17 protein-coding genes are annotated in these 23,121 nt (G+C 44.7%); 11 read left to right on the top strand and 6 right to left on the bottom strand.

Translation table 11 applies throughout. The annotated features are described in order from the left end of the window. Nucleotides 1–55: 55 nt before the first annotated feature. The 3 genes from KI743_RS07015 to KI743_RS07025 all read left to right on the top strand — a co-directional run bounded on the left by KI743_RS07015 (nucleotide 56) and on the right by KI743_RS07025 (nucleotide 6,089). Nucleotides 56–1,687, top strand: a complete 1,632-nt coding sequence (locus KI743_RS07015; protein ID WP_285465726.1) for an alpha-glucosidase — start codon at nucleotides 56–58, stop codon at nucleotides 1,685–1,687. Nucleotides 1,688–2,054: 367 nt separating this feature from the next. Then, nucleotides 2,055–3,233 (top strand): maltose/maltodextrin ABC transporter substrate-binding protein MalE, encoded by a 1,179-nt coding sequence (gene malE / locus KI743_RS07020; RefSeq protein ID WP_150896795.1) that lies wholly within the window; start codon nucleotides 2,055–2,057, stop codon nucleotides 3,231–3,233. 78 nt (nucleotides 3,234–3,311) lie between these two features. Further along, nucleotides 3,312–6,089 (top strand): amylo-alpha-1,6-glucosidase, encoded by a 2,778-nt coding sequence (locus KI743_RS07025; protein WP_285465727.1) that lies wholly within the window; start codon nucleotides 3,312–3,314, stop codon nucleotides 6,087–6,089. A gap of 54 nt (nucleotides 6,090–6,143) precedes the next feature. Here KI743_RS07025 and KI743_RS07030 read toward each other — a convergent pair whose 3' ends face one another. The 3 genes from KI743_RS07030 to KI743_RS07040 form a co-directional block, all read right to left on the bottom strand. Beyond that, nucleotides 6,144–6,983, bottom strand: coding sequence for an alpha/beta hydrolase (locus KI743_RS07030; protein WP_285465728.1), 840 nt, complete (start codon nucleotides 6,981–6,983; stop codon nucleotides 6,144–6,146). Nucleotides 6,984–7,046: 63 nt separating this feature from the next. Beyond that, nucleotides 7,047–7,913, bottom strand: coding sequence for a MalM family protein (locus KI743_RS07035; protein WP_285465729.1), 867 nt, complete (start codon nucleotides 7,911–7,913; stop codon nucleotides 7,047–7,049). An 80-nt stretch (nucleotides 7,914–7,993) separates the two neighbouring features. Next, entirely contained in the window at nucleotides 7,994–9,313 is a 1,320-nt protein-coding gene (locus KI743_RS07040) for a carbohydrate porin (protein ID WP_050487373.1), read from the bottom strand. Nucleotides 9,314–9,747: 434 nt separating this feature from the next. Between KI743_RS07040 and glgX the strand changes: the two genes are divergently transcribed. From glgX to KI743_RS07055, 3 genes are all read left to right on the top strand, one after another. Next, nucleotides 9,748–11,730 (top strand): glycogen debranching protein GlgX, encoded by a 1,983-nt coding sequence (gene glgX, locus KI743_RS07045; protein WP_285465730.1) that lies wholly within the window; start codon nucleotides 9,748–9,750, stop codon nucleotides 11,728–11,730. 243 nt (nucleotides 11,731–11,973) lie between these two features. Next, nucleotides 11,974–13,731, top strand: a complete 1,758-nt coding sequence (locus KI743_RS07050; RefSeq protein WP_285465731.1) for a diguanylate cyclase domain-containing protein — start codon at nucleotides 11,974–11,976, stop codon at nucleotides 13,729–13,731. Nucleotides 13,732–13,858: 127 nt separating this feature from the next. Continuing rightward, entirely contained in the window at nucleotides 13,859–14,596 is a 738-nt protein-coding gene (locus KI743_RS07055; RefSeq protein ID WP_285465878.1) for a tRNA (adenine(22)-N(1))-methyltransferase TrmK, read from the top strand. Nucleotides 14,597–14,679: 83 nt separating this feature from the next. On the opposite strand, the gene KI743_RS07060 is transcribed toward KI743_RS07055, so the two are convergent. Together KI743_RS07060 and KI743_RS07065 are read right to left on the bottom strand one after the other, a co-directional pair. Continuing rightward, on the bottom strand, nucleotides 14,680–15,567 hold the full coding sequence (locus tag KI743_RS07060) for an acyltransferase (protein ID WP_285465732.1): 888 nt from the start codon (nucleotides 15,565–15,567) through the stop codon (nucleotides 14,680–14,682). A gap of 122 nt (nucleotides 15,568–15,689) precedes the next feature. Then, entirely contained in the window at nucleotides 15,690–16,661 is a 972-nt protein-coding gene (locus KI743_RS07065) for a GlxA family transcriptional regulator (protein WP_285465733.1), read from the bottom strand. A gap of 118 nt (nucleotides 16,662–16,779) precedes the next feature. Between KI743_RS07065 and KI743_RS07070 the strand changes: the two genes are divergently transcribed. Next, nucleotides 16,780–17,571: an MBL fold metallo-hydrolase gene (locus KI743_RS07070; RefSeq protein ID WP_285465734.1), complete on the top strand. Its 792-nt coding sequence runs from the start codon at nucleotides 16,780–16,782 to the stop codon at nucleotides 17,569–17,571. Between the two features lie 93 nt (nucleotides 17,572–17,664). On the opposite strand, the gene KI743_RS07075 is transcribed toward KI743_RS07070, so the two are convergent. After that, nucleotides 17,665–19,698: a TonB-dependent receptor domain-containing protein gene (locus KI743_RS07075; protein WP_285465735.1), complete on the bottom strand. Its 2,034-nt coding sequence runs from the start codon at nucleotides 19,696–19,698 to the stop codon at nucleotides 17,665–17,667. Between the two features lie 475 nt (nucleotides 19,699–20,173). On the opposite strand from KI743_RS07075, the gene KI743_RS07080 reads away from it, so the two are divergent. The 4 genes from KI743_RS07080 to KI743_RS07095 all read left to right on the top strand — a co-directional run bounded on the left by KI743_RS07080 (nucleotide 20,174) and on the right by KI743_RS07095 (nucleotide 23,082). Next, on the top strand, nucleotides 20,174–20,551 hold the full coding sequence (locus KI743_RS07080; protein WP_152469907.1) for a hypothetical protein: 378 nt from the start codon (nucleotides 20,174–20,176) through the stop codon (nucleotides 20,549–20,551). A gap of 205 nt (nucleotides 20,552–20,756) precedes the next feature. Beyond that, entirely contained in the window at nucleotides 20,757–21,539 is a 783-nt protein-coding gene (locus KI743_RS07085) for a ferredoxin--NADP reductase (protein ID WP_285465736.1), read from the top strand. Between the two features lie 44 nt (nucleotides 21,540–21,583). After that, nucleotides 21,584–21,916, top strand: a complete 333-nt coding sequence (locus KI743_RS07090) for a DUF1971 domain-containing protein (protein WP_285465737.1) — start codon at nucleotides 21,584–21,586, stop codon at nucleotides 21,914–21,916. 167 nt (nucleotides 21,917–22,083) lie between these two features. Next, nucleotides 22,084–23,082 (top strand): 2-hydroxyacid dehydrogenase, encoded by a 999-nt coding sequence (locus KI743_RS07095; protein WP_285465738.1) that lies wholly within the window; start codon nucleotides 22,084–22,086, stop codon nucleotides 23,080–23,082. The last annotated feature ends 39 nt before the right edge of the window (nucleotides 23,083–23,121 follow it).

Here is a 23,121-nt window from a genome sequence, read left to right on the forward strand (position 1 = left end):
AGAGAGGTGAAATCTCTATAGTGACGAAAGTGAAATGAATAAGTGAGATCGTACAATGGAACAAAAATGGTGGCATGACGCGGTAGTCTACCAAATCTACCCTCGCAGCTTTCTAGACTCTAACAATGACGGTATCGGTGACCTAAACGGCATCATTAGCAAACTCGACTATCTAAAACTACTGGGCATCAATGTCATCTGGTTGTCGCCAGTTTATCAATCTCCAATGGATGATAACGGCTATGACATTTCAGACTACCAAGCGATAGCCGAAGAGTTCGGTAGCATGGAAGACATGAAACGTTTGATGGATGAAGCCAAAAAGCGCGACATCAAGATCGTTATGGATCTTGTGGTCAACCACACATCAGATGAACACCGTTGGTTCGAACAGGCTCGTTCTTCAAAAGACAACCCATACCGAGATTACTACATCTGGCGTGACGCAAAGCCAGATGGCAGCGCACCGGATGATCAGCAATCTATTTTTGGTGGCAGCGCATGGCAATGGGACGAGCAAACAGAGCAGTACTACTTCCACCTATTCTCAAAACGTCAGCCTGACCTAAACTGGGAAAACCCGAAAGTACAAGAAGAAGTTCACCAGATGATGAATTGGTGGATTGATTTAGGTATTGGTGGTTTCCGTCTTGATGTGATTGACCTTATCGGCAAAGAGATAGATAAAGGCATTACAGGTAATGGCCCACGTTTGCACTCATTACTAAAACAGATGAACCAAGCGACCTTTGGTAATAAAGATCTGCTAACGGTTGGTGAAACTTGGGGCGCAACGCCTGAAATCGCTAAGCTATACAGCGCCCAAGATCGTGATGAGCTTTCGATGGTATTCCAATTCGAGCACATTACCCTGACCTGGGAAAATGGCGATAAGTGGAACCCAATCCCGCTAGATCTGCGTGAATTCAAGAACGTACTCACCAAGTGGCAGGTAGAACTGGCTGACGATGGCTGGAACTCGCTATTTTGGAACAACCACGACTTGCCGCGCTTAGTCTCTAAGTATGGTGACGACAAAAAGTATCGCATTGAGTCAGCGAAAATGCTCGCGACGTGTCTGCACTTCCTAAAAGGGACACCTTACATCTACCAAGGTGAAGAGATCGGCATGACCAACGTTGCTTTCGATACGTTAGAACAATACAAAGACATCGAAACTCACAACTTCTACAAAGTAAAAACAGAAGCGGGCGTAACCCATGAACACATGATGGGCGCGATTCACGAGAACAGCCGTGACAACGCTAGAACGCCTATGCATTGGGACAACAAACCTAATGGTGGATTTACAGAAGGTACGCCTTGGATCGAACTCAACCCGAATTTCCCAGAGATTAACGTAGAGAGTGCACTGAGCGATCCAAACTCAATATTCTTCCACTATCAAAAACTGATTGAGCTGCGCAAAGCACACCCTGCAATCGTTTATGGTTCATTCACTCCGGTCTTTGAAGAGCATGACCAAGTGTTTGCGTACGTGAGAGAACTGGATGGCGAAAAACTGTTTGTGGTTTGTAACTTCTCAAACGACAACCTGACACTGGATATGCCTGAACAATACCAAACTCAGACGCTTGATTGTCTCATCAATAACTATCAAACGATCACTGAGCTGTCAGCTAAGCTTGAACTGGCACCGTATGAATCATTTGCTGTAAAACTGTAATCATACGTTAAATTCAACACACCAAAGGCAAGGTTCTCCTTGCCTTTTTTATTGCCCAAAGCCATCGATTCTATCCAACATTTCACATCTTAGCCTAAGCAACCTAGCGCTTAGTTTGGGATGGTTTTCAACACCCCAAAATAGTTTGAGCCCGCCTTCACATTTCTCTATACGCGCCACTTCACAAAACTATGGCGATAGCCTGTAAAACAGCACTATATCGGCATTGCTATAGTTTTTTACTATATCAAAGGTGCGTTTACCTATTTCTCAAAGGCCAAATTAGTCGATATTATTTTCAGCAGATAATAAGAACTGGTAGAAGCGTTTCCCGTTACGGATAACCTTCTTAATATGGAACAAGACTATGAAACCTCTATTAAAAACACTTTCAATTTGTACCCTTGCTGCTCTATGCAATGCTCCTGCTATTGCGATGGAAGAAGGCGAAATCACTATCTGGATCAATGGCGATAAGAGCTACGCTGGCCTTGCTGAAATCGGTAAGCAGTTTGAAGAAGACACAGGCGTTGCAATCAAGGTTCAATACCCAGATTCTCTAGAAGCGAAATTCCAACAGCATGCTGCAACAGGCGGCGGCCCTGACATCATCTTCTGGGCACACGACCGTTTTGGCGGATACGCGGAAGCTGGCCTGCTTCATGAACTAAACCCAAGCAAAGAATTTAAAGAAAAACTTGTAGACTTCAGCTGGGATGCAGTAACAGTAAACGGCAAAGTTGTTGGTTACCCACTGGCAATCGAAGCACCTTCTCTTATCTACAACAAAGACTTACTGCCTACGCCACCAAAAACTTGGGAAGAGCTAGCTGACATTCAAAAAGAGATGGCGAAGCAGAACAAGAAAGCGATCATGTGGGACGTGAAAAACGCTTACTTCACATGGCCGATGATCTCAGCGGGTGGTGCATTCGCATTTGAGAAAACAGCGACAGGTTACAACGCGAAAAGCACAGGTGTGAACAACGCAGCTGGCGTTCGCGGCCTACAGTTCCTAGTGGACATGGTTGACCAAGGTGTTGTTGATCCAAACATGGATTACTCTGTATCTGAAGCTGAGTTCACTAAAGGTGAAGTAGCAATGACCATCAATGGTCCTTGGTCTTGGGGTAACCTAGATAAGCTAGGCGTAAACTACGGTGTTGCTGAACTGCCAACATTGAACGGCGGTAAAGGTAACCCATTCGTAGGTATCCTAAGTGCGGGCATCAACGCTTCGAGCCCAAATACGGATCTAGCTGTTGAGTTCTTAGAAAACTACCTATTCCAAGACGACGCGCTAAAAATCATGAACGATGATAAGCCTCTTGGTGCGGTAACACTGAAATCATTCCAGAAGATTCTTGAGAGTGATGAGCGCATCAAGTCAACAATGACTAACGCAGAAAACGGCGAAATCATGCCAAACATCCCACAAATGACTGCTTACTGGTTCGCTGAGGGTGCTGCAATTGATAACGCAATGCAAGGCAAGCAAACCGTGCGCGAAGCGCTAGACACTGCCGCAAAACAAATTACTAAGTAAACCATTCCATAATTAATATCCTATGTCCTTTGGCACAGCAGTTTGCTGTGCCTTTTTTTGTTTTGGAACCTTCATCCTATGCAAATCCCAACACTCTACCTAAAAGGTACGTTTAATGGCTGGGGACTTGATACCCCACTCACAGCAATCAACGACCATACACTGCAAGCCACGTTATGCCTCTCAACAGATCAATACCGCTTTAAGATCTCCGATCTCGATGGCACCAAGCAATGGACGTTATCAGGCCACCCAACCAAAGCCGTAGAATGTGCTCTAGAAAACGTGTTACCACTGGTTAACACTCAAGGCATTGGTAACGACCTACTCTTCACACCTCAAGCCGCAGGCCACTACACAGTGACCATCGACCTTGCATCTAACACGCCAGCCATGACCATAGAGCAAGGTGAACAGCAATCAGAAGCTGTAACGCAGAGACCGCCTGTCGATATTACATTAGAGGCAATCGAGGCCGAGCAACAAGAGTGGAGAAAGCCTAGCTTCGCTTTAGAGGCGAACGATCTTTTTGCCCAGCTTGCGATCACCGAAACAACGCCGTTTACTTTCGTGTTCGGCGACAACGTTGATGGCTACTACCACGGTACCACGCACACCTTCATCAACAGCGGCAAATATCGCCATCATCAAGGTTGGTTGTTTGGTGGGTTTGCAAGCTTCATCAATCGCGTTATCAATGACAAAACCCAAGCAAAACAAGCGTCTTTGATGCCTTATGGGCTTGAGCATAACTATCCATCGAACCAAGACTGCTTGAGCTTGATGCAAGAGAAAAGACAGGTCGCAATTTCCGTTAAGAGCGATACTGAGCAGACATTAAGCCTACTGCCTGAACTCAATATTCCAAGCCATTACGTGCAGGTTCATCAGTCTCCTAACCACATCATCCTAGAGATCGATGACCAGGTTTGTCCTGAAGGGTGCCCTAAGTTTGTCTCACTAACAGCCAATCACGCTGTACAAGTTGAAGAGCTTTCTTCAGAACAAGTCCGCTCTATCGCTGAGCCTATGCAGCTCTCTTCAAACAACATCAATCTTCTGTTCTCAACAAAAGAAGAGCAGACAGAACTGGTGCTGTACATAAGCTTTGCACATCAGCGACAAGAAGCTGAATACATGGCAGAAGACGCGGCAGAGAAAGGTGCATTAGTTCGCCACCAGCAAGCGATTTACCAGTTCCTATGTAACAACTACTTGTGGACCAACGACGTTGAGTACAATAGAGCAGTAATGTGGGCACGTTTAGCTAGCCGTACCTTTGTGAGCCATGAATTCGGTACTGGGATATGGGCTGGCTTACCTTGGTTTAAAGACTGTTGGGGACGAGATACCTTTATCGCGCTATCTGGAACCAGCCTGGTTAACGGTTTCTTTGAAGAAGCGAAGGCCATTATTGAGAACTTCGCAGCAATGCAGATGACCGACGAATCTTCGGTTAACTTTGGTCGTATTCCAAATCGAGTCACCAGTAAAACTAACATCATCTATAACACCACAGATGGTACGCCATGGATGATTCGAGAAGCGCTGGAATACATCAACTATTCGGGAGATGAGGCCTTTGCTAAAGCCATCTATCCAGCTTTAAAACGCTTTATCTCAGGCGTAGAGAAGCATTACCTTGCACAAGATGGCCTAATGAGCCACCGACATCCTGATACTTGGATGGATGCTAAAATTGACGGCGCGATTCCATGGTCACCAAGAGGACCAAAAGCGAATGATATTCAGGCACTCTGGTTCGAAAGCCTTCATTGTGCGATGGCTTTAGCTGACCTTGTTGGTGATGATGAAAGCAAACAGCAGTGGCAAACACGCGCTTCTCAAGTAAAGCAAAGCTTCATCAGCCAGTTTTGGCACTCAGAGCAAGGTTGTTTAGCGGATCACCTAACCGATGGCGATAAACCTGACTATAGCGTTAGACCAAACCAGCTAATGACAATATCAATTCCGCAGCAAGAGTCGCTGACTACGCCTGATATTGAGCAACACATCGTCAAAAATGCGGTCGATAAGTTATTGTTCCCTTGGGGTATCTGTTCTCTGCAGCAGCAACATATCGACTTCCACCCTTACCACGACAATCAAAGCCAATATCATAAAGATGCGGCCTATCACAATGGAACGATCTGGGGCTGGAATGCCGGCTTTACCGTTACGGCGTTAACGCGATACAAGCAACAAGACTTTAGCTACCGACTGTCTAAGAACCTTGCCAAGCAGATCCTTAATCAAGGATGTCGTGGCACCATGAGTGAAAACTTAGATGCCTACCAACACGACAATAACAAGTTAGTTGAATCTGGCACCTTTGCACAAGCTTGGTCGGTATCAGAGTACGCAAGAAACGCTCAGCAAGATTACTTAGGCTACCGCCCTCAATTGCTCGACAATCGTATTAATATTGCGCCTAAGCTGCCTCAACAGTGGACGCAATTTAACGCTTCGCTACCTTATGGCGACAATAAACGAATTGTCCTAGGTTATTCGTCAGATAATGAAGTCACTCGATATGCTTTCTCATCGAGTGAAGAGTCGGAAGCGATGTCTGATATCGAGCTGGTTTTAACCCTAGATATTAATAACAGCCACTACGCAGAAGTTCGTGTTCCTCTTGCGATTGATCTAGAGATCATCATCAACCAAGAGAACGGAGACGTGACAACGAATACTTCTAAGGCCGCAATAACCATTCATAACCAACCAAATTATGAACTGTTAGAAGGACTTGAGTTTGCGCAGCCTGATATTTCAATCGCCCACAATAGTATTCTTAATCAGGATTACTTACGTAATAAAAGGGAAAATCAGGAACTCGCAGTAGCGAAAGACTAATAGTAAATAAAAAGCCTGAACAAAAATATATCAAATAAATTGTTCAGGCTTTTTCTAGTGGTTCATAATAAATCGAATAAAATCGGGAAAGCGTTTCGCCCAAGCAATTTCATTATGTTCATGCCCTTCTCCTTCCATATAAATAAGAGAGACATTATCTTTATTTAATAAAATATCATTCATTGAGCGGGAACCATCTAAATATACCTGAGCAAAATCTACGCTGGTATCTTCTCGTTTTTCATTGGTTCCCATGTCCATATAGATCTTAACAGGAAGCTCAAACTCCAAACCAGAGGCATAATTGAAATATTCACTGTGGTTAAACCAAAACGCAGGTGAAAACACCCCAAGCGTACCGAATGCATGCTGGTGCTTGCCACCGCCATACAAACTGATCAATCCACCCATTGAACTGCCCGCTAAATAAGTGGAATTGCGTTGCGGCTGGGTTCGGTAATTACGATCAATATATGGCTTTAACGTATCAACGATAAAGTCGACGTAATCATCCCCTTCACCACCAAAATCGCAAAGCGCGTCTGGAATACCAAACTCACTGATCTGACTCGTCGCTTTCCAAGGCGAATACTCATTGTATCGTCCCATTTTATCGAGCTCATCGCTGCTGTCGATCGCGACTAAGATAATGCCATCTGTTTCACCTTGCTTTTGCATCTCATCCAAGGTGGTCTTTGCTTGCCAGCACATGCCATAAGTCGCAGTAAGCTCGTCAAACACATTTTGGCCATCGTGCATGTAGAGCACGGGGTAGTGCTTGTTGGATGTCCCGTAATCGTAAGGGAGGTAGATTCGTAGGGTGCGAGTGCGCTTTAATTGAGGCATAGGAAACGCCTCAATCAACAGCAGGTCATCTTGTTCTATTTGTGTCATTGCAAAAAACCGTTAACTCTAGATAAAAAAATAGCGCCTATATTAGGCGCTATCACTGTTCAATTACTTAGCGTTGACTGCTCGTACAAAGGCTTCTTGAGCCCCTTCGACATTCAGTGCTTTGGCTTCGTCTAATAAGCTGAGTGCTTTTGGAACATCACCGGACTTAACTGCATTTTGAATGGCAGAGATGTAGAAATCTTGAGTCTCTTGTTGAACACGGATTTGTGTTGTCGGCTTCTTCGTTTCAGCGACAACTGGTGCTGCGGCTACTGCTGCAGGCACAACAACTGGCTGGGCACGATAAGGGCGAAGTTTTAGAGTTTGAACTTCCAGCTCCAAGCGACCACCTAACTGTTTTGTGTAAACAGGGTCAGTTACCATTGGCATCACTTCACCAAACTCTTTGGCACGCACCTTGGCTGGGTGATCAACCTGAATCGCTTTACCTAATTGATCCGCTGGTGTGTAAACAACCATAAATGGGGTTTCGCTGGCATCGATACGCACGCGCTCAATATAGCTAGTGCGTGTAAAAGCATCTGATGCGCGAATTTTGAAATCTTCAAATTTCAGTGTTTTTACTGGCTGAAAATTTTCATCCAATAGAATTGCTTCCGGAGCAAACACTGAGTCATCAATCATCAGGCTAGACAGCGTCACTACCATTTCTCCGGAGCGATCACTGAATCTAAAGGCCGCAAAATGGCTATTGCCTTCTGTAAAGGTACCGACAGGAGAACCTAAGTCGATATCAAATTTTAAATCTTCATTGTCGTTAAGTTGAGCGTATGGAAATTGCGAAAAATCGCTACAACATACTTCTGCATTGGTTGGGGGCGTTAATTGTGTTTGTACTTGAGCATCTGAAGCACAACCGCTTAGCAAGGCACCTAGTAAAACGGCTAACATGGAGCTTTTATTTGTCATTGTAATCTCTCTCACTATTGGTTGTTAGTAGGGGGAAACGGAAAAAGGCAGCCAACCGGCTGCCCTTTACTATAAATGGTTTAGAACCAGATTTCAGTGTGAACACCGAATACAAATTGGTCTTTACCGTTTTCGATGCCGATTTGTGATGCACTTGCTTCATCGTCAGCTTTGATGTAGCTGATGTAAGGCTTCACTTGTGGGCGACCGAAGTAGTCTGAGTTAGCTGTGAATGCAGTTGCAACTTCTAGGTTGATAATGTTGCTTTCAACAGCGTCACCAGTACGACCCCAGTAACCTTCATCACCTTCTTCGTGACCGTAAGATGCAGTTGCTTCTAGACGAACATTGTCGTTCAGTTTGTAAGAAGGACGAGCTGCTACGATGTAACGAGTTAGACCTTCAGCACCCCAAAGTTGGTCGAGAGCTGTAATGTAAGTCACTTCTGTACCTAGTTGAACACGATCAGAAATGTTTAGTACACCGTAAGAAGTTAGGAATAGTGATTCAGCGTTGTCGTCACCGCCAGACCAGCCACCGAAGTTCACACCACGGTTTTGCATTACACCTTTACCGTAAGCGATCGCGTTCTGTGTCCAACCGTCTAGGCCGTAGTAGCTAGTGTTCAATGTTACAGAAGCACCGAAGCCGTCGTCATTCTCGCCGTCTAGAGCTTGCTGACCGTATTTGAAGTCAAAGTCTAGAGAACCGATACCAGCATCTACACCGTAGTAGTAAAGGTCTAGAGAAGACAGAGTTGCACGGTCTGCACCATTGTTAATTGAATCATCAGTATCTGCCATCATGTAAGCGATACCAGCAGTGTTGCCACCTAGCTTAGTTTGGATACCTGCACCGATACCAGAAGATTGCTTCCAGAACTCACCAGATAGGATACCTGCAGCACGGTTTAGGAAACGTTGACCACCCCAGATAGACGTGTCTTCGCCAAGAATGCCACCTAGCTCAACAAACGCTTCTTTTACTTCAAACTGTGCAGTCGTGTTGTCTTTTTGGCTGCCTGAAGAAGTGTATGCGTAAGAGTTACCGTTACCATATTCAGTACGTAGAACGTAGTCCGCCCAAACACCGTTTTGGTACTCTGAGTGCTTCTTAACTACAAATTCAACTTGGTTAGTACTCTTACCGTGTGTACCTGCTGTTTTGTAATCTGGCTTACCAAATTCAGTATCAACTGTTTTGCCATCTACAACGCGAACGTTAGAAGACATGTAACCGTGGATTTCCCAACCATCAGCAATCACGTCAGTTGGGTTAGCTACCTCAACTTCCATTGCCTCATCACCACTTGTTACATCAAGAGCTACTTCTTCTGCGTATACTGAGCCAGCCATTAGCGCGGTAGTCACTGCTGCAGCAATCAAACTTACTTTTTTCATTCTTAACTCCATTAAGGACGATTTATTTTTAGGTTTTATATTTTTGCTCTCTTGCGACAGCCAAAGGCAGTAATGGCGGACGTAAGATAGAGAGGTTTAGGGTTTCCCCTGATTCGTTTCAACGGGGTCAATATTAAGGGGGGCGCACAAGTTTGACTTCCTCCACCCCTAACTAAATTAAGGGGGATGAGAAGGGAGTAGAAAATTTACAGAACGGTGTTTAGAAGAGTTGGATCACTTAATCTAGGAGGAGTAGACAGTACACAGATCTAATTATTCATATCAAATGAGATCCAGCTCAAATATATTGTTTGAACTTAATCGGTAAATTATTTTTTTAACAATAAATTCTTCTTGAAGTTGCTTGACCTTAAAGAGACAAAGCTTTTTACTAATAGTTCACCAAAGCTGTTTAACGATTAAGAAATAAAACAATGACTAGAACGCTCGGACGCCCATATCCACTCGGTGCAACGCTAGATGACACTGGCTGTAACTTCTCTATTTATTCCCCTGACTGCCCTAATCTCTCACTCGCCCTCTTTGACGAGAATGATGAATTTGTCACTTATAAATTAGAAAACGAATACGCCGGCATAAAGTACACCTTTGTTGAGGGTATCTCTGCAGGTCAAAAGTATGGCTTCATCGTTGAGACAGAAGAAGGGTCACTGCTGCTCTCTGACCCTTATGGCAAGGCACTCAGTGAGCCACTTCATTATCAAACGCCTTATACGCCGGAAAAGAGTTTCGGTATGGCAAAGTGTGTAGTGACAGACGACAGCTTCGATTGGCAAGGCATCGAAGGACCTAGAATTTCTCGAGAAGAGACCGTGCTATTCGAAACGCATGTAAAGGGCCTAACCAACTTACACCCTGAAGTAGAGAAAAACGGCCAAGGTCGTTATATGGGGTTAGTCAGCCCTGAAATGCTCAGCTTTTACAAAGAACAGAACATCAACTCGCTGCAACTTTTACCGGTTGCTGCTTGTATGCATGAACCGCATCTTTTAGACATGGGCAAGGTAAACTACTGGGGCTATAACCCATACCTGTTCATGGCTCCAGACCCTCGTTATGCAGAAAAAGACGCCGTCACCGAGCTCAAAACAGCCATCCGTGAACTTCACCGCAATGGCATTGAGGTTATCCTCGATGTTGTCTACAACCATACAGCAGAAGGTGGCGAAGGCGGTTGTACCTTCAACCTGAAAGCGCTCGATCATCGTCATTACATCAAGCACGGTTGCCACTACGCAAACTTCACTGGCTGCGGTAACACGGTTGACCTAACATACCAAGCGTCACTCAACTTGGTTATGGATACGCTGCGCTATTGGGTAACTGAATTTAAAGTTGATGGCTTCCGCTTCGACTTAGCTGCAACGTTGGGCCGCCAAGGCGATCAATACAGCCCAGAAGCGGCGTTTTTCAAAGCAGTAGCTCAAGATCCAGTGTTGAAAGAGACCAAACTGATTGCTGAACCGTGGGATATTGGTCCGAACGGTTATCAAGTGGGTAACTTCCCACTAGGTTGGAACGAGTGTAACGACAAACTGCGAGACATTACCCGCAGCTTCTGGCGTGGCGATCAAGGCTACCTGAAAGAGTTCGCGACACGCCTAATGGGCTCACGCGATATCTACAGTGCCGCGCACTGGCCTTATAAGCTGACGGTTAACTACATCACTTACCATGACGGCTTCACCATGCAAGATCTTGTGTCTTACAAGCATAAGCACAATGAAGAGAATGGTGAGAACAACCGCGATGGTCACGGTGATAATCGCTCGGAAAACTATGGCGTTGAGGGTGAAACTGAAAATACCTTAGTAATCGCCACACGCGAGAAGCAGAAGCGTAACTTCATGGCGAGTTTACTGTTTGCCTTTGGTATCCCACACATTCTGACGGCGGATGTGCTGTCTCATACCCAAAACGGCAATAACAACGCTTACTGTCAAGACAGTGAAACGAGCTGGCTAAATTGGGAACCGAGCGAGCGAAAATCTGACTTTAAGCAGTGGCTCTCTGACATGGTTGCAGCTCGCCAAGAGTATATGGTGCCATTCATTAAGGCGTTCAGTGGTGAACAGCGTAACTCGAACCGAATCTTCTGGAGCCGTGTCGATGGCACGCTGATGGAGCACGATGACTGGAACCGACTCAGCTCTGTCGCTCTACATCTGGGAATTGGTGAAGATGGCGATGAGATGATCTACTTGATCAACCAAACCAATGCGCCAGCTCGCTTTAAACTGCCAAATGACAGAGAGCAAAACTGGGTAACGATTTGTGATACCAACTCTCACAATGTAAAACCAGGCTCTGCAGAAGGTGAAATGCTGCTTTCGCCAACGTCGATGGCCATTCTGCACTTTACTGCGCCTAGCCAGAAGAACAGCTCAAACACATAGAAAAGCGCTCAATATAAGAACGATTTACATAAAAACCAGTTATATTTATAGCTGGTTTTTTTATTCGGTGAATATCACAAATCCGTTTCTTTTATATGGAATTATTTGCATTGATGTGATTACGAAAACTGTTTAGTATGCTGCCACTATAAAAATGAATCTATAACGTCTTTGGATATCATGGCTTTACCTAAAACATTAATTCGTCTTTTCAAACCTTATATTGTTTTACTCACAGGAGGAATGATCTATTTAGCGGCAGCTCAGTTAGAGCGGATGGAGAACTCAGCGCGGGAGCAGTCTGCTTCTAACATTCGGATTGGTAACTCTATTATTCGATCTAATATTGAAGCCACTTTTGGTAAGCTCTACCTCCTCGAAACCAGCTTAGAACAAGGTCAAACGGCCTCAAAAAGCGCCTTCATCGAACTGAGTGAAAACATCCTCAAACGCACACCTAACTTCTCCGATATCGTCTTATATCATCTAGATACAAAGCAATACCTCTCTAGCCGCGGCTTATCCCTCCCCTCGTCGACACTGAACAGCCTAACATGGCATAGAATCGATAGTGTCGCAGAAGATTTCTATATCTCTTCAGTCTATCAAAAGACTGATGGACGCTGGGTATTCGCAGTTAAGCACACCATTTCAGACCGCCCGAAAGAGATATGGATCGAGTTTGATCTTCTTCACACCACCCAAGGTTTACGTGATCTCAAAACACTGAACAATGGCTACATATTTGTCGTCGACCGCTCAACGGAAAGACTGATCTTCCACCCAGATCCAACACGAGTAGGCACAAAATCGATCAGTTTTCATGCGGGAATCAGCCACCAGTTATCCTTGGGGCAAACCTCTGGGCAACACGAGTACTACTATCAAGATCACTTTAAAGTATCGGTTTATGATGCAGATAACAGCCTAAACTGGGTATTCATTGCCGGTACCGATCGACAAGACATACTGACGAGCTCCCATCAATTTACCTTGACCGCGATTGTGCTTAGTTCACTCCTACTTCTCTGGATTGCCGCCAATTATCTAATTCACAGGCTCAACCTAGCGCTATCACTCCTCAATCAAGTGGATGATATAGCGGGCTTTAAACGTCAGCTTAAATCAGTAATCAATCACTTCTGCTACAACAAGGGCATTCAATTTTGTCTCTATGATTCAACGAGTCACGCATTTAGCACGATCGATTACCATGGAAACAAGCGCATTGTGCATACCAATCAATCCCTAGCACAAAGCTTGCTACCAGATAGCCTAACCTACCGCAATGGAGGCTATGCTGACTCACTGGCTCGAAGCCTTAAAATTACCGAGCGTCACTACTGCATTCCACTCCATTCACGCAAGCAGCTCCTCGCCGTGCTCTACATCAACAGCACATTCCCTATTAACCGCTCTATTCTGCGTATGGTTCGAAGCGCTACTGAAACATCATTAGCGAATCTTGTATTGCATCATCAACTAAGTTGCAAAGACCTGATGACTCAGCTTGATAACAAGAACAACTTCAATACTGCATTAGCGTCTCATCTTAATGAACCTGATACCTTTGTCGCTCTACTGGATATTGATCATTTCGAGCACCTGAATAACGCTTATGGTGAAACCATCGGTGATAGCTTAATTAAGAACACAACCGAAGCCATTCGCTGCCACTTTCCAAAACCAAAGAGTTTGAGCTTGGCACGAATGGGTGGCAAAGAGTTTGCCATTCTTTTTAAAGCCAACAGCGAGAACGATGCTAGAACCCAGCTAGACCAGTGCAGGGTATCCATTGCCTCACGCACGATTAAGACGCCTGATATTGATCTTTCAGCCAGCGTAAGCATTGGGTTTTCTTCGCTCAAAGGGGAGTCAGAACCCGCACTGGCGTTAGCGGAACAAGCCAAAGTGATTGCTCAGCAACTAGGTCGAAACCGCGTCGAAGGTTATTTCAAACCTATGTCACCGGCAGACGCAGCTTCCACCGCTGCTGCATAAAACCGATAAAGCGAACAAAAGCACCGAACTCCCTCTTCGGTGCTTTCGTTTTTTCTGAAACCGACTACAATGCCTCTCCGGTCAAATCCAACGCTGTCATTCGCTCAATAGAAAGAACCTACTCATGATAAAGCTCAGTCATCGACTTCAATCTATCAGTGACCTCATTACTAAACCCTATGATCATATCTGGGATTGCTGCTGCGATCATGGCCACTTAGGTATGCAGCTATTGATTGAGCAAAAAGCGCCGAATGTTCACTTCGTCGATATTGTTCCCAGCCTGATGAGCGAGCTTGAAGCAACTCTTAGTCAGCACTTTGTCGCGAACAATCTGGGCAACCAAGATAGCGAAACCACTCAACAGTGGCACGTGCACTGTATGGACATGAGCCAACTGCCACTTACCGATCACAAAGGCAAACATCTGGTTGTCATTGCGGGTATCGGCGGAGAGCTAACGCAGATGTTAATCGAAGCCGTCATTTCAAATAACCCGAATATCTCCTTTGATTTTCTACTGTGCCCAGTGCATCAACTGTTTGAGCTGCGTGAGTATCTCGGGAAAGGCGACTTCTCAATGATCGATGAAAAGCTCGTGGAAGAGAATCGACGCTTCTATGAAATACTGCATGTAACCTATCAGCCAGCTAGCAACGAGTTAGCAGGTACTCACTTACACCAACATAAAGTGTCTCCTGTCGGCAACAAGATTTGGTTACCTAACAGTGAACAAGAACAACACGTGATCGAGAAATACAAACAGCGTACCTTGCAACACTATCAACGCATCTCTTTTGGTTTAGAAAAGCGAGGAAAGCCCAACTCTGTGGCTCATATCATAGAGCAATATCAAGCTGTTTAAGTCGCTAGAACTGCAAATCGAAGACAAAGAAAAAGCCGATTGGAATCAATCGGCTTTGTTGTATCTGGAATCAATGGCGTAGGCTATTGCTTACTGCTATACACGCCATCAAGGTACTGGTCTTTCTCTTCCCAAGCTCCGTTTAACCAACTGTGGAAACGACGCTTGAAGACCTTATCTTCAAAGTAGTTGCCGTCTAAGTTTTCATCCATTGGGTGTACTTTAATTCGCACCACAATTTTGGTCATCTTGCCCTTAAGCATATCCTCAAATGGTGATTCTTGATTCTCTGGATACGCTAGTGTCACATCAACGACACCATTAAGCATGTGGCCCATATTAGAAAGAGCAAACGCCACACCACCCGTTTTTGGCTTTAGTAGATGTTGGTAAGGAGTTTTCACTGTCGCCAATTTATCAGCATTCACGCGCGTGCCTTCCACGAAGTTCACTACAGTCGTCGGGTTGTTTTGAAACTTCTGACAAGATTTCTGAATCGCATTGAAATCATCGTTGCGGCGTTCTGGGTTTTTAAGCAGAAACTCGCGCGAGTGCCTTCTCATGAATGGCATATCCAAGCCCCAACACGCCAAGCCCACAAACGGTACATAAAGAAGGTCGTGCTTAAGGAAGAACTTAGGCATTGGCATTCTGTCTTTCATCACCGAAGCTAAAACCACAATATCCGCCCAGCTGCGATGATTCGACATCATCAAATACCACTGCTCTTTTGATAGTTCCTCACCCCCTTCAATTTGCCAATCGATACGGTTCATCGAAGACAAAATACCGAGATTCACTGTCGCCCAAAGCCAAAACACAGCATCAGACGCACGGTTAGACAATTTAGTTACCGAGGCAACAGGAATGAGCAGTTTAATCAAGGCAAGCAAAGAGATCAGCACCGTTATCACGGCAGTGTTGATAGTCACCAAGGTAACACTGATGACTAAACGGAGGTTATCTAACATATTGGTAAACAGTAACTTAACGAAATTCGGTATAAAACAGGAGCGCATATTATACCTTTTTCACAGCCTCTCTATCTACCGATTGAAATATTTATGACACATTTACCGAGTGGTCATAGCAGTTAGACTTTAGTGAATTTGTCACGCCATTGGGTGGGAGCCAAGTTAAAAGTCGCTTTAAAGTGCTTGCGAAAGACGCTCTCAGACCCAAAGCCTGCTTGCTCTGCCACTTGATGAATTGCGTAGTCGGTAGACTCTAACAATCGCTGACTAAGCTTCAAACGCTGTTGCAGTAACCATTCACCAAACGAACATCCATATGCGGCTTTAAATTGACGGGTAAACGTACGTCGACTCATTGCACACAATGAAGCGACTTCATCTAGGTTGTATGACTTAGTTAGGTTCTGCTCTATCTCCTGAATCACACCTTCAAAGCTAATGGCCTGAGTTGGCTTAGTTTGTATCGGCGTCGGAATGTATTGCTGTTGACCACCAGAGCGATACGGGGCAGTGACCATGATACGTGCAAGTTGGGTCGCGACCTCAGTCCCACATACTTTCCTCACAATATGTAAGCAGCAATCCAACGCAGCTGCGGTACCCGCTGAAGTAATCGTGCTCTCGTTATCGATAAACAGAGGCTGCTCATCGAATTCAACAAGAGGAAAGCGCTCTTTGAACTGTTGACTAAAGGCCCAGTGAGTCGTCGCCTTCTGCCCGTTGAGTAACCCCGCTTCCGCCAACACAAAAGCACCTAAGCAGAGCCCGACAATGGTTTTACCTTGCGAATGACACAATATCAGTTCATCAATTAGGGCTTTTGGCACCTGAGGTAAAGAGTTGGGCCAACTCGGCACTACAATAATGTCGCAATCGCGAGCACGCTCAATCCCCTCTTCTATACTGATACCAAAGCCTGATCCCGAGGCAAAATCATCCCCAGAGAGACTGCACAAGCTCACTGAAAACTTGGGTTGCTGCTCAATGAATACATCTTGAAAAACCAAACAGGGTACCGACAAATGAAATGCGCTGATCCCTTCAAACGCGATCACAGCGACTTTGACAGGCTCAGTAGAAGACGAAAGCATTAAAATGACCTCAATAGAACAATGGCCCAATTTGAGCGATAGATTACCTTAAACACAGTATTACACGTTTTCACTCTGCACCATAATTGTTGGACATTAATTCATCGGAGCAAACATCATGAAAATTCATCACCTTCGCAGTGCCACTTTTATTATTGAATCAGGCCAATACCGTATTCTGATTGATCCGATGCTAGGTGAAAAAGGCTCACTGCCTCCGTTCTCTGTATTACGCTTCAAAGCAGCCAAGAACCCAACCGTAGACTTACCCGCCAATGCAGGGCCATTACTTGATACGGTGACTCACGCTTTAATCACACACAGTCAAACCTTTGGTTTCAAACTCCTACAACATGGTGACCACCTAGACACTGCAGGTGAAGCTTTCTTAGTTAATAACGGCATTTCAGTCGCCACACCAAGCAAAGATAAAGCTTACCTAGAAAAGTATGGGATTACCGTGAGTCATGGTTTAGACAGCTGGGTCGAGACGGATTATCTAGAGGGGAAAATCACCGCGGTGCCTGCGCAACATGGTCATGGCTGGATCCATAAAGTGATGGCAAATGGCTGTGGATTCTATTTAGAGCTTCCAAATGAACCATCAATTTACATCAGTGGTGATACGGTACTGACTGACGACGTGAAGCGTGCGCTAACTGAGCTAAAGCCCGATATTACTGTGGTCGCAACTGGTCAAGCTCAAATGGATGTGGGGCAGCCTCTGTTGATGCCAACCGATGAAGTGATGGAGTTCATCCGCCTTTCTCCAGGTAAAGTGATCGCCAATCATATGGAAGCGTTGAATCACTGCCCTATCGAACGTTCAACATTAAAGCAGACGCTTGAACATCATCAATTAGCTGACAAGGTGTTGATTCCTGAAGATGGTGAAACACTAGAGTTTTAAATAAGAGATATTTACTCTAAATATCAAAATTTCTGTCTCCTAAAAGAACAAACCCCGCGTAATGCGGGGCTTGCTCTAGGCAGTGTCTGTTTTTTAGAAGCTGTAAGCAACAGAAGCTTTGAAGTTACGACCTGCTTCATAGCTGGTGTACTTCTCAGAACCCCAAGAGATACCGAAGCCTGTGTGCTCAGCGTACTTCTTATCAAATAGGTTATCGACAGCAAGGTTAACCGACAGGTCCTTAGCAAAATCTGGAACGTAAGCCGCCCAAATGTTGTGAGTACCGAAGCCAGCACGTTCAATCTTCACGCCATCTTCATCTGTGTAGTCATTACCCGGAACAAAACGTGAATCCCAACCAAACACTAGCTCGTTAGATAGACTGTAGTTGAAGCCCGCTTTGATGTTGTGGATGCCAGTCTTGTTCATGTGGCTTGTTTTGCCATTTTTTAGACTAGTTTGGTCACCGTCAGAGAACGAGTGGTTTGCGTATAGCGCAAAGTCATCGATGCTGTAAGTAAATACTGTCTCTACACCCCACACTTCAACATCGTACTGGTTTGCCAGTGTTGTGTTGTTTTTCGTTGGGTGCATTTGGTTATCAAGGTCGTACTGGTAAGCCGTGAAACCTAGGATTGCATGATCAGCTGCAAGCGAATCAGACAGATCGTAATCGAAGCCCGCTTCGTAGTTGTTACCTGTCATCGCCTTAGTATCCGCTTGATTTACATCACTTGCGGCTTTCATGGTTAGCGTTTCAGGAAGTGCAGCACCCTTGAATAGGCGACCGTAACCAACACGTAGTCTTAGGTTGTCTGTTGTTTGGTGCTCACCTTGGAACTTAGGTGAAAGCTGGTCGTACTTACCAGAGAACACGCCACCTAGTTCGTGCACGTCATAACGAAGACCTGTCACAAAACGGAAGTCACTGATTTCAAAGGCGTCTTGAGCGTAGATACCGTAAGCAGTAACGGTACCACCATCCATGTCGTAGTTCTTAGTCTCGCCTGCTTTAGTACCTGAAGTGTAAGTACCTAAACCAGAGTCAATCCACTGTTTCGCTTTGTAGCCTTCAACACCATAAGTCAGCTCATGATCACCGACCCATGAGATATTACGGATATCACCACCAATGGTTGTTACATTGTATTCACGATCTGGAATAGACAGTTCGCCGTCTTTAGTGAATACCCAGCTACCTGATGAATTATCCCAGTTACCGTAGTCTTCAGTTAGTGCATCACGGTCCATGTACTGACGGTTGTAGTACAGGTCAGTTGTTAGGTTTACAAGATCGCTGCCATTGTCGTAATGGTGGTTTAGTGTCACTGTATCGCGGCTGATTGCATGGTAGTTATGCTCATCATCTGCGTACAGTGCACCCGCTTTTTCACCTGAAAGCTGGCGCTTACCACCATCTTCGTATTTGTTGAATGTCAGCTTAAATTCGTTGGCGTCGTTTGGAATAAATACCACTTTCGCCAAGCCAGACTTTAACTCGCCTTGCTTAGATGTAACGTCATCTTCACCAGGGATATGTAGGTCACCATCTTCAGAGTAGTTAGCGATACCCATGAATTGCAGTTTGTCGTTTAGCTTCGCGTAAACAGCTACGTTAGTAGTGAAACGCTCATAAGCCGTTTGGTAGCCAGTCTTAACACGTGCACCAACTGTTTCGTCACCACGCAATAAGTCACTCGGATCTTTTGTTTCGTAGCTGAATGAGCCGTTAATCGCACCCGCACCCGAAAGTACAGAGTTACCACCTAGAGTGATTTCTGCTGATTTCAGCATTGCAGGATCAAACGTCTGGTCACCTGAGTGGTGGAACAATTGACCTTCTTGGCGAGCGCCATCGATGGTAACAACCGAGAACTTGTCTTCCATACCACGGATGAAGACTTTACGAGAGTAACGAGCGTTACCATCTACCGTTACGCTCGGCATGGTATTGAGAACATCTTTAATGTCTGACGCTTGTTTCTGTTCCAGAGTATCAGAGTTGATCTCAGTTTGAACGTGTTGATCTAGGGCGGAACCGACAACAACGACGGTTTCATCGGCAGCTTGGGCAGCAAAAGTAGTAAGTGCAACGGTAATCGCTGCAGGGAGTGACTTCAGTTTCATAATAGTACTTATATTTTATAAACAACAACAAGAGCGGTGCATAATACACGATGCAAATGATAATTCATCTCATTTACATTCTTTACTTTTCTATGCTTTATTTTTATAAAATCACAATGTAGTATTCATCAAAGTTCACTGAACTCTTGTTTTTTGAACTGAATATTTCAAAAAAACCTAGAAATAGGTAGCCACCAGTCTCTATCTGGTGGCTTTTTAAAAGCAACCCGCACGAAACCCACCCAAACCGTTCGAAATAAGCTAATAATTACCAACAGGAAAAATCAAGAAACTGAATACAAGATCACATTACTATTCAATTAATTGGTTATGCTCTGGTTTAGACACTTCACAATAATTCGATGGCTTAACTTTCCTTACCACGCTTACATGTCGTTACGCCAGATAACAGATGCCCTTGCTATGATGATTCACGTCATAACAAAACCGCCATCATCGCTATCGAAAAATTCTTATGAAAACTCTTTACCAACTTTCGGACTCTGACTTTGAACAATACCTCCTTTCAATCAAACCCATAGTCAGAAGAAGTGCCAAATCTCAGCGTGAAATAGAACAAGTTGCTATCGAGTTTGGTTATCAATTTACCGATAGCTATCACTACCAAAATCAGACCACAAAGGTTTCTCTGCTTTGCCCAAGTTGTAACCACATAGTCTTTAAACAACCTCGCTCAATACTCACCAACCCTGCTTGTCCTAGCTGTAAAGTGGCAACCAAAACAAAGCCATCCAACAACAAGGCCACTAACCGTTCAATTCGGCTTGATGACTTGATATCGACCCAAGGCTCAAAAAAGCTCGCTAAAGCAATTAGGGATTCCAAGATCTAAAAATAAAGTCATTTAGACACAACCAAGTCATAGAGAAATAAATTACAGTGAGTCATATGGACTCTTAAGTCAGTTAAAAACAATCCCAAACCCCATTTGATAACGATTCTCATTATTGGCATATAACCTGCTAATATTATGTCAGACTCTTTGATTATGCTTATTAGAGCCTTGCTATCGAGGCACTCAATAGGAGGTTAAGATTATGACAGAACTACCCCACGGCTTAGTGTCAGGCACAGTGATTGGGAGAACTGATTGGAACCATCAACTTTTTTCGATTGAAGTGAAAACGCCTGTCTCCAGTTATCTTGCTGGGCAATTCACCAAACTAGGGCTCGAAAACGAGCAAGGAGAATTAGTCAGACGCGCCTACTCAATGGTGAATGCTCCTTCACACACTAAGGACCATCAACATTTAGAATTTCTGATAGTAAAAGACTCTGACGGACAACTGTCTCCCAAACTCCACCAGCTCCAACAAGGTGATGAGGTGTTTGTTGGGCGGGATCCTAGTGGATTTATGACGCTCGAAGAGATCCCTTCGACCGCGAAAGATCTATGGATGTTGTCAACAGGTACCGCAATTGGCCCATTTCTATCACTTTTAGAACAGCTTCAACAACAAGAGACACCTCTCCCGTTTGAGCACCTCATCCTTGTTCACGCGGTAAGGACTCAAGCTGATCTCACTTATCAAGAACGCATCCAAACATTCATCCAACACTTTCAAGGAACGCTTCATTATGTGCCAATTATTTCACGAGAATCCGTTACCGGAGCTTTGCGCGGACGAATCCCAAGTCTGTTACTTGGAGGCGACCTTGAGCAAGCCACGTCTGTCACTATCAATAAAGAGCGTAGTTTCTTCTACCTTTGCGGCAATCCAGAAATGGTTCGCGACACTAGCGCAGCCTTAAATCAGCTCGGATTAGAAAAGCACCTACGTCGTAAACCCGGTCAATTCAGTAGCGAAAATTACTGGTAATCCGAATTCATTCTCTTCAAATTCAATGACAAAAGGATCACTTTATGGCCCATTTACGTATTCCAAAACACTGGACGATTCAACGCTCAACGCCCTTTTTCACCAAAGACAATATTCCAGCGGCACTACTCAACCACCACAATACCGCCGAGGGTGTGTTTGGGCAGATCTGTGTAATGGAAGGGACTGTCACTTTCTATGGCTTTGCTAATGCTGATGCTATAGAGCCAGAGCAGGTCATCGTGATTGAAGCTGGTCAATTTGCTACGAGCCCTCCTCAATACTGGCACCGTGTTGAACTCAGTGACGACGCGCAATTCAACATTAACTTTTGGTCTGAAAAAGAGACCAAGAAGATGTTCAACACTCGTAAATAACATTGTGCTCTTAAGATCTCCAATAACGAACAGCCGTATAAAACCACACAATAACCATAATAAAAACAATGACTAATCATGATAGACAACACATCTAAAGTGGCGCACACTGCGTGAATTGATCATTTTGATACTTATTATTGATGTTTAAAGTAAGAGAGGAAGCCATGCTCAACATTGCTTTTTTTAGCTCAAAATCATACGACGAAAAGTCATTTACACTGGCGAAAGGTGAACTCAAGGCTGAGTTTCATTTTCACGACTTTCGTTTAACAACCACGACAGCGAAGATGGCTCACGATTGTGAAGCTGTCTGTGCCTTTGTAAACGATGATTTATCTCGCGACGTTTTGGAAGTATTGGCTCAAGGTGGCACTAAGCTTATTGCAATGCGTTGTGCAGGCTTCGACAAAGTTGACCTAGAGGCAGCAAAAGAGCTTGGTCTTCAGGTTGTTCGCGTTCCTGCTTATTCACCAGAATCCGTGGCTGAGCACACAGTTGGCATGATGATGTGTCTAAACCGAAAACTGCACAAGGCATATCAACGTACTCGTGACGCGAACTTCTCTCTTGAGGGCTTGGTTGGTTTCAATTTTCACGGTAAGACCGTCGGTGTCATCGGTTCAGGTAAAATTGGCCTCGCGACCATGCGTATCCTGAAAGGCTTGGGAATGAACATTCTGTGTTACGACCCATACCCTAACCCACTTGCTGAAGCACTGGGTGCAAGATATGTCGAACTGGATGAGCTATACCAACACTCAGACGTGATTTCTCTGCACTGCCCTATGAGCAAAGAGAACTATCACCTACTTGATGCGACAGCATTTAGCAAAATGAAAGATGGCGTGATGATCGTGAATACCAGCCGTGGTGAACTACTGGATTCTACAGCGGCAATTGAAGCTCTAAAACAGAGCAAGATTGGCGCACTAGGCCTTGATGTTTACGACAACGAGAAAGAGCTGTTCTTCCAAGATAAGTCTAACGATGTGATTGTCGATGATGTATTCCGTCGTTTGTCTGCATGTCACAACGTACTATTCACTGGCCACCAAGCATTTCTGACTAAAGATGCTCTATCAAACATTGCCAACACCACGCTCGGTAGCATTATTGCTTACTTTAGCAATGAAAAGAGTGGCAATGAGCTTATCGAGCTATAACCGATAGCTCTAGATACGAACGACCACGAGCTGACTTGG

The organism is Vibrio sp. D420a, from assembly GCF_030248625.1.
Lineage (GTDB): Bacteria > Pseudomonadota > Gammaproteobacteria > Enterobacterales > Vibrionaceae > Vibrio > Vibrio fortis_A.

Bases quoted from the DNA above. Each gene is read 5' to 3' on its own strand.
- KI743_RS07095 (WP_285465738.1), top strand. From the start codon at position 22,084: ATGCTCAACATTGCTTTTTTTAGCTCAAAATCATACGACGAAAAGTCA.
- KI743_RS07085 (WP_285465736.1), top strand. From the start codon at position 20,757: ATGACAGAACTACCCCACGGCTTAGTGTCAGGCACAGTGATTGGGAGA.
- KI743_RS07070 (WP_285465734.1), top strand. From the start codon at position 16,780: ATGAAAATTCATCACCTTCGCAGTGCCACTTTTATTATTGAATCAGGC.
- KI743_RS07065 (WP_285465733.1), bottom strand. From the start codon at position 16,661: ATGCTTTCGTCTTCTACTGAGCCTGTCAAAGTCGCTGTGATCGCGTTT.
- KI743_RS07080 (WP_152469907.1), top strand. From the start codon at position 20,174: ATGAAAACTCTTTACCAACTTTCGGACTCTGACTTTGAACAATACCTC.
- KI743_RS07050 (WP_285465731.1), top strand. From the start codon at position 11,974: ATGATCTATTTAGCGGCAGCTCAGTTAGAGCGGATGGAGAACTCAGCG.
- KI743_RS07035 (WP_285465729.1), bottom strand. From the start codon at position 7,913: ATGACAAATAAAAGCTCCATGTTAGCCGTTTTACTAGGTGCCTTGCTA.
- KI743_RS07040 (WP_050487373.1), bottom strand. From the start codon at position 9,313: ATGAAAAAAGTAAGTTTGATTGCTGCAGCAGTGACTACCGCGCTAATG.
- KI743_RS07015 (WP_285465726.1), top strand. From the start codon at position 56: ATGGAACAAAAATGGTGGCATGACGCGGTAGTCTACCAAATCTACCCT.
- malE (WP_150896795.1), top strand. From the start codon at position 2,055: ATGAAACCTCTATTAAAAACACTTTCAATTTGTACCCTTGCTGCTCTA.
- KI743_RS07030 (WP_285465728.1), bottom strand. From the start codon at position 6,983: ATGACACAAATAGAACAAGATGACCTGCTGTTGATTGAGGCGTTTCCT.
- KI743_RS07025 (WP_285465727.1), top strand. From the start codon at position 3,312: ATGCAAATCCCAACACTCTACCTAAAAGGTACGTTTAATGGCTGGGGA.
- KI743_RS07075 (WP_285465735.1), bottom strand. From the start codon at position 19,698: ATGAAACTGAAGTCACTCCCTGCAGCGATTACCGTTGCACTTACTACT.
- KI743_RS07090 (WP_285465737.1), top strand. From the start codon at position 21,584: ATGGCCCATTTACGTATTCCAAAACACTGGACGATTCAACGCTCAACG.
- KI743_RS07060 (WP_285465732.1), bottom strand. From the start codon at position 15,567: ATGTTAGATAACCTCCGTTTAGTCATCAGTGTTACCTTGGTGACTATC.
- glgX (WP_285465730.1), top strand. From the start codon at position 9,748: ATGACTAGAACGCTCGGACGCCCATATCCACTCGGTGCAACGCTAGAT.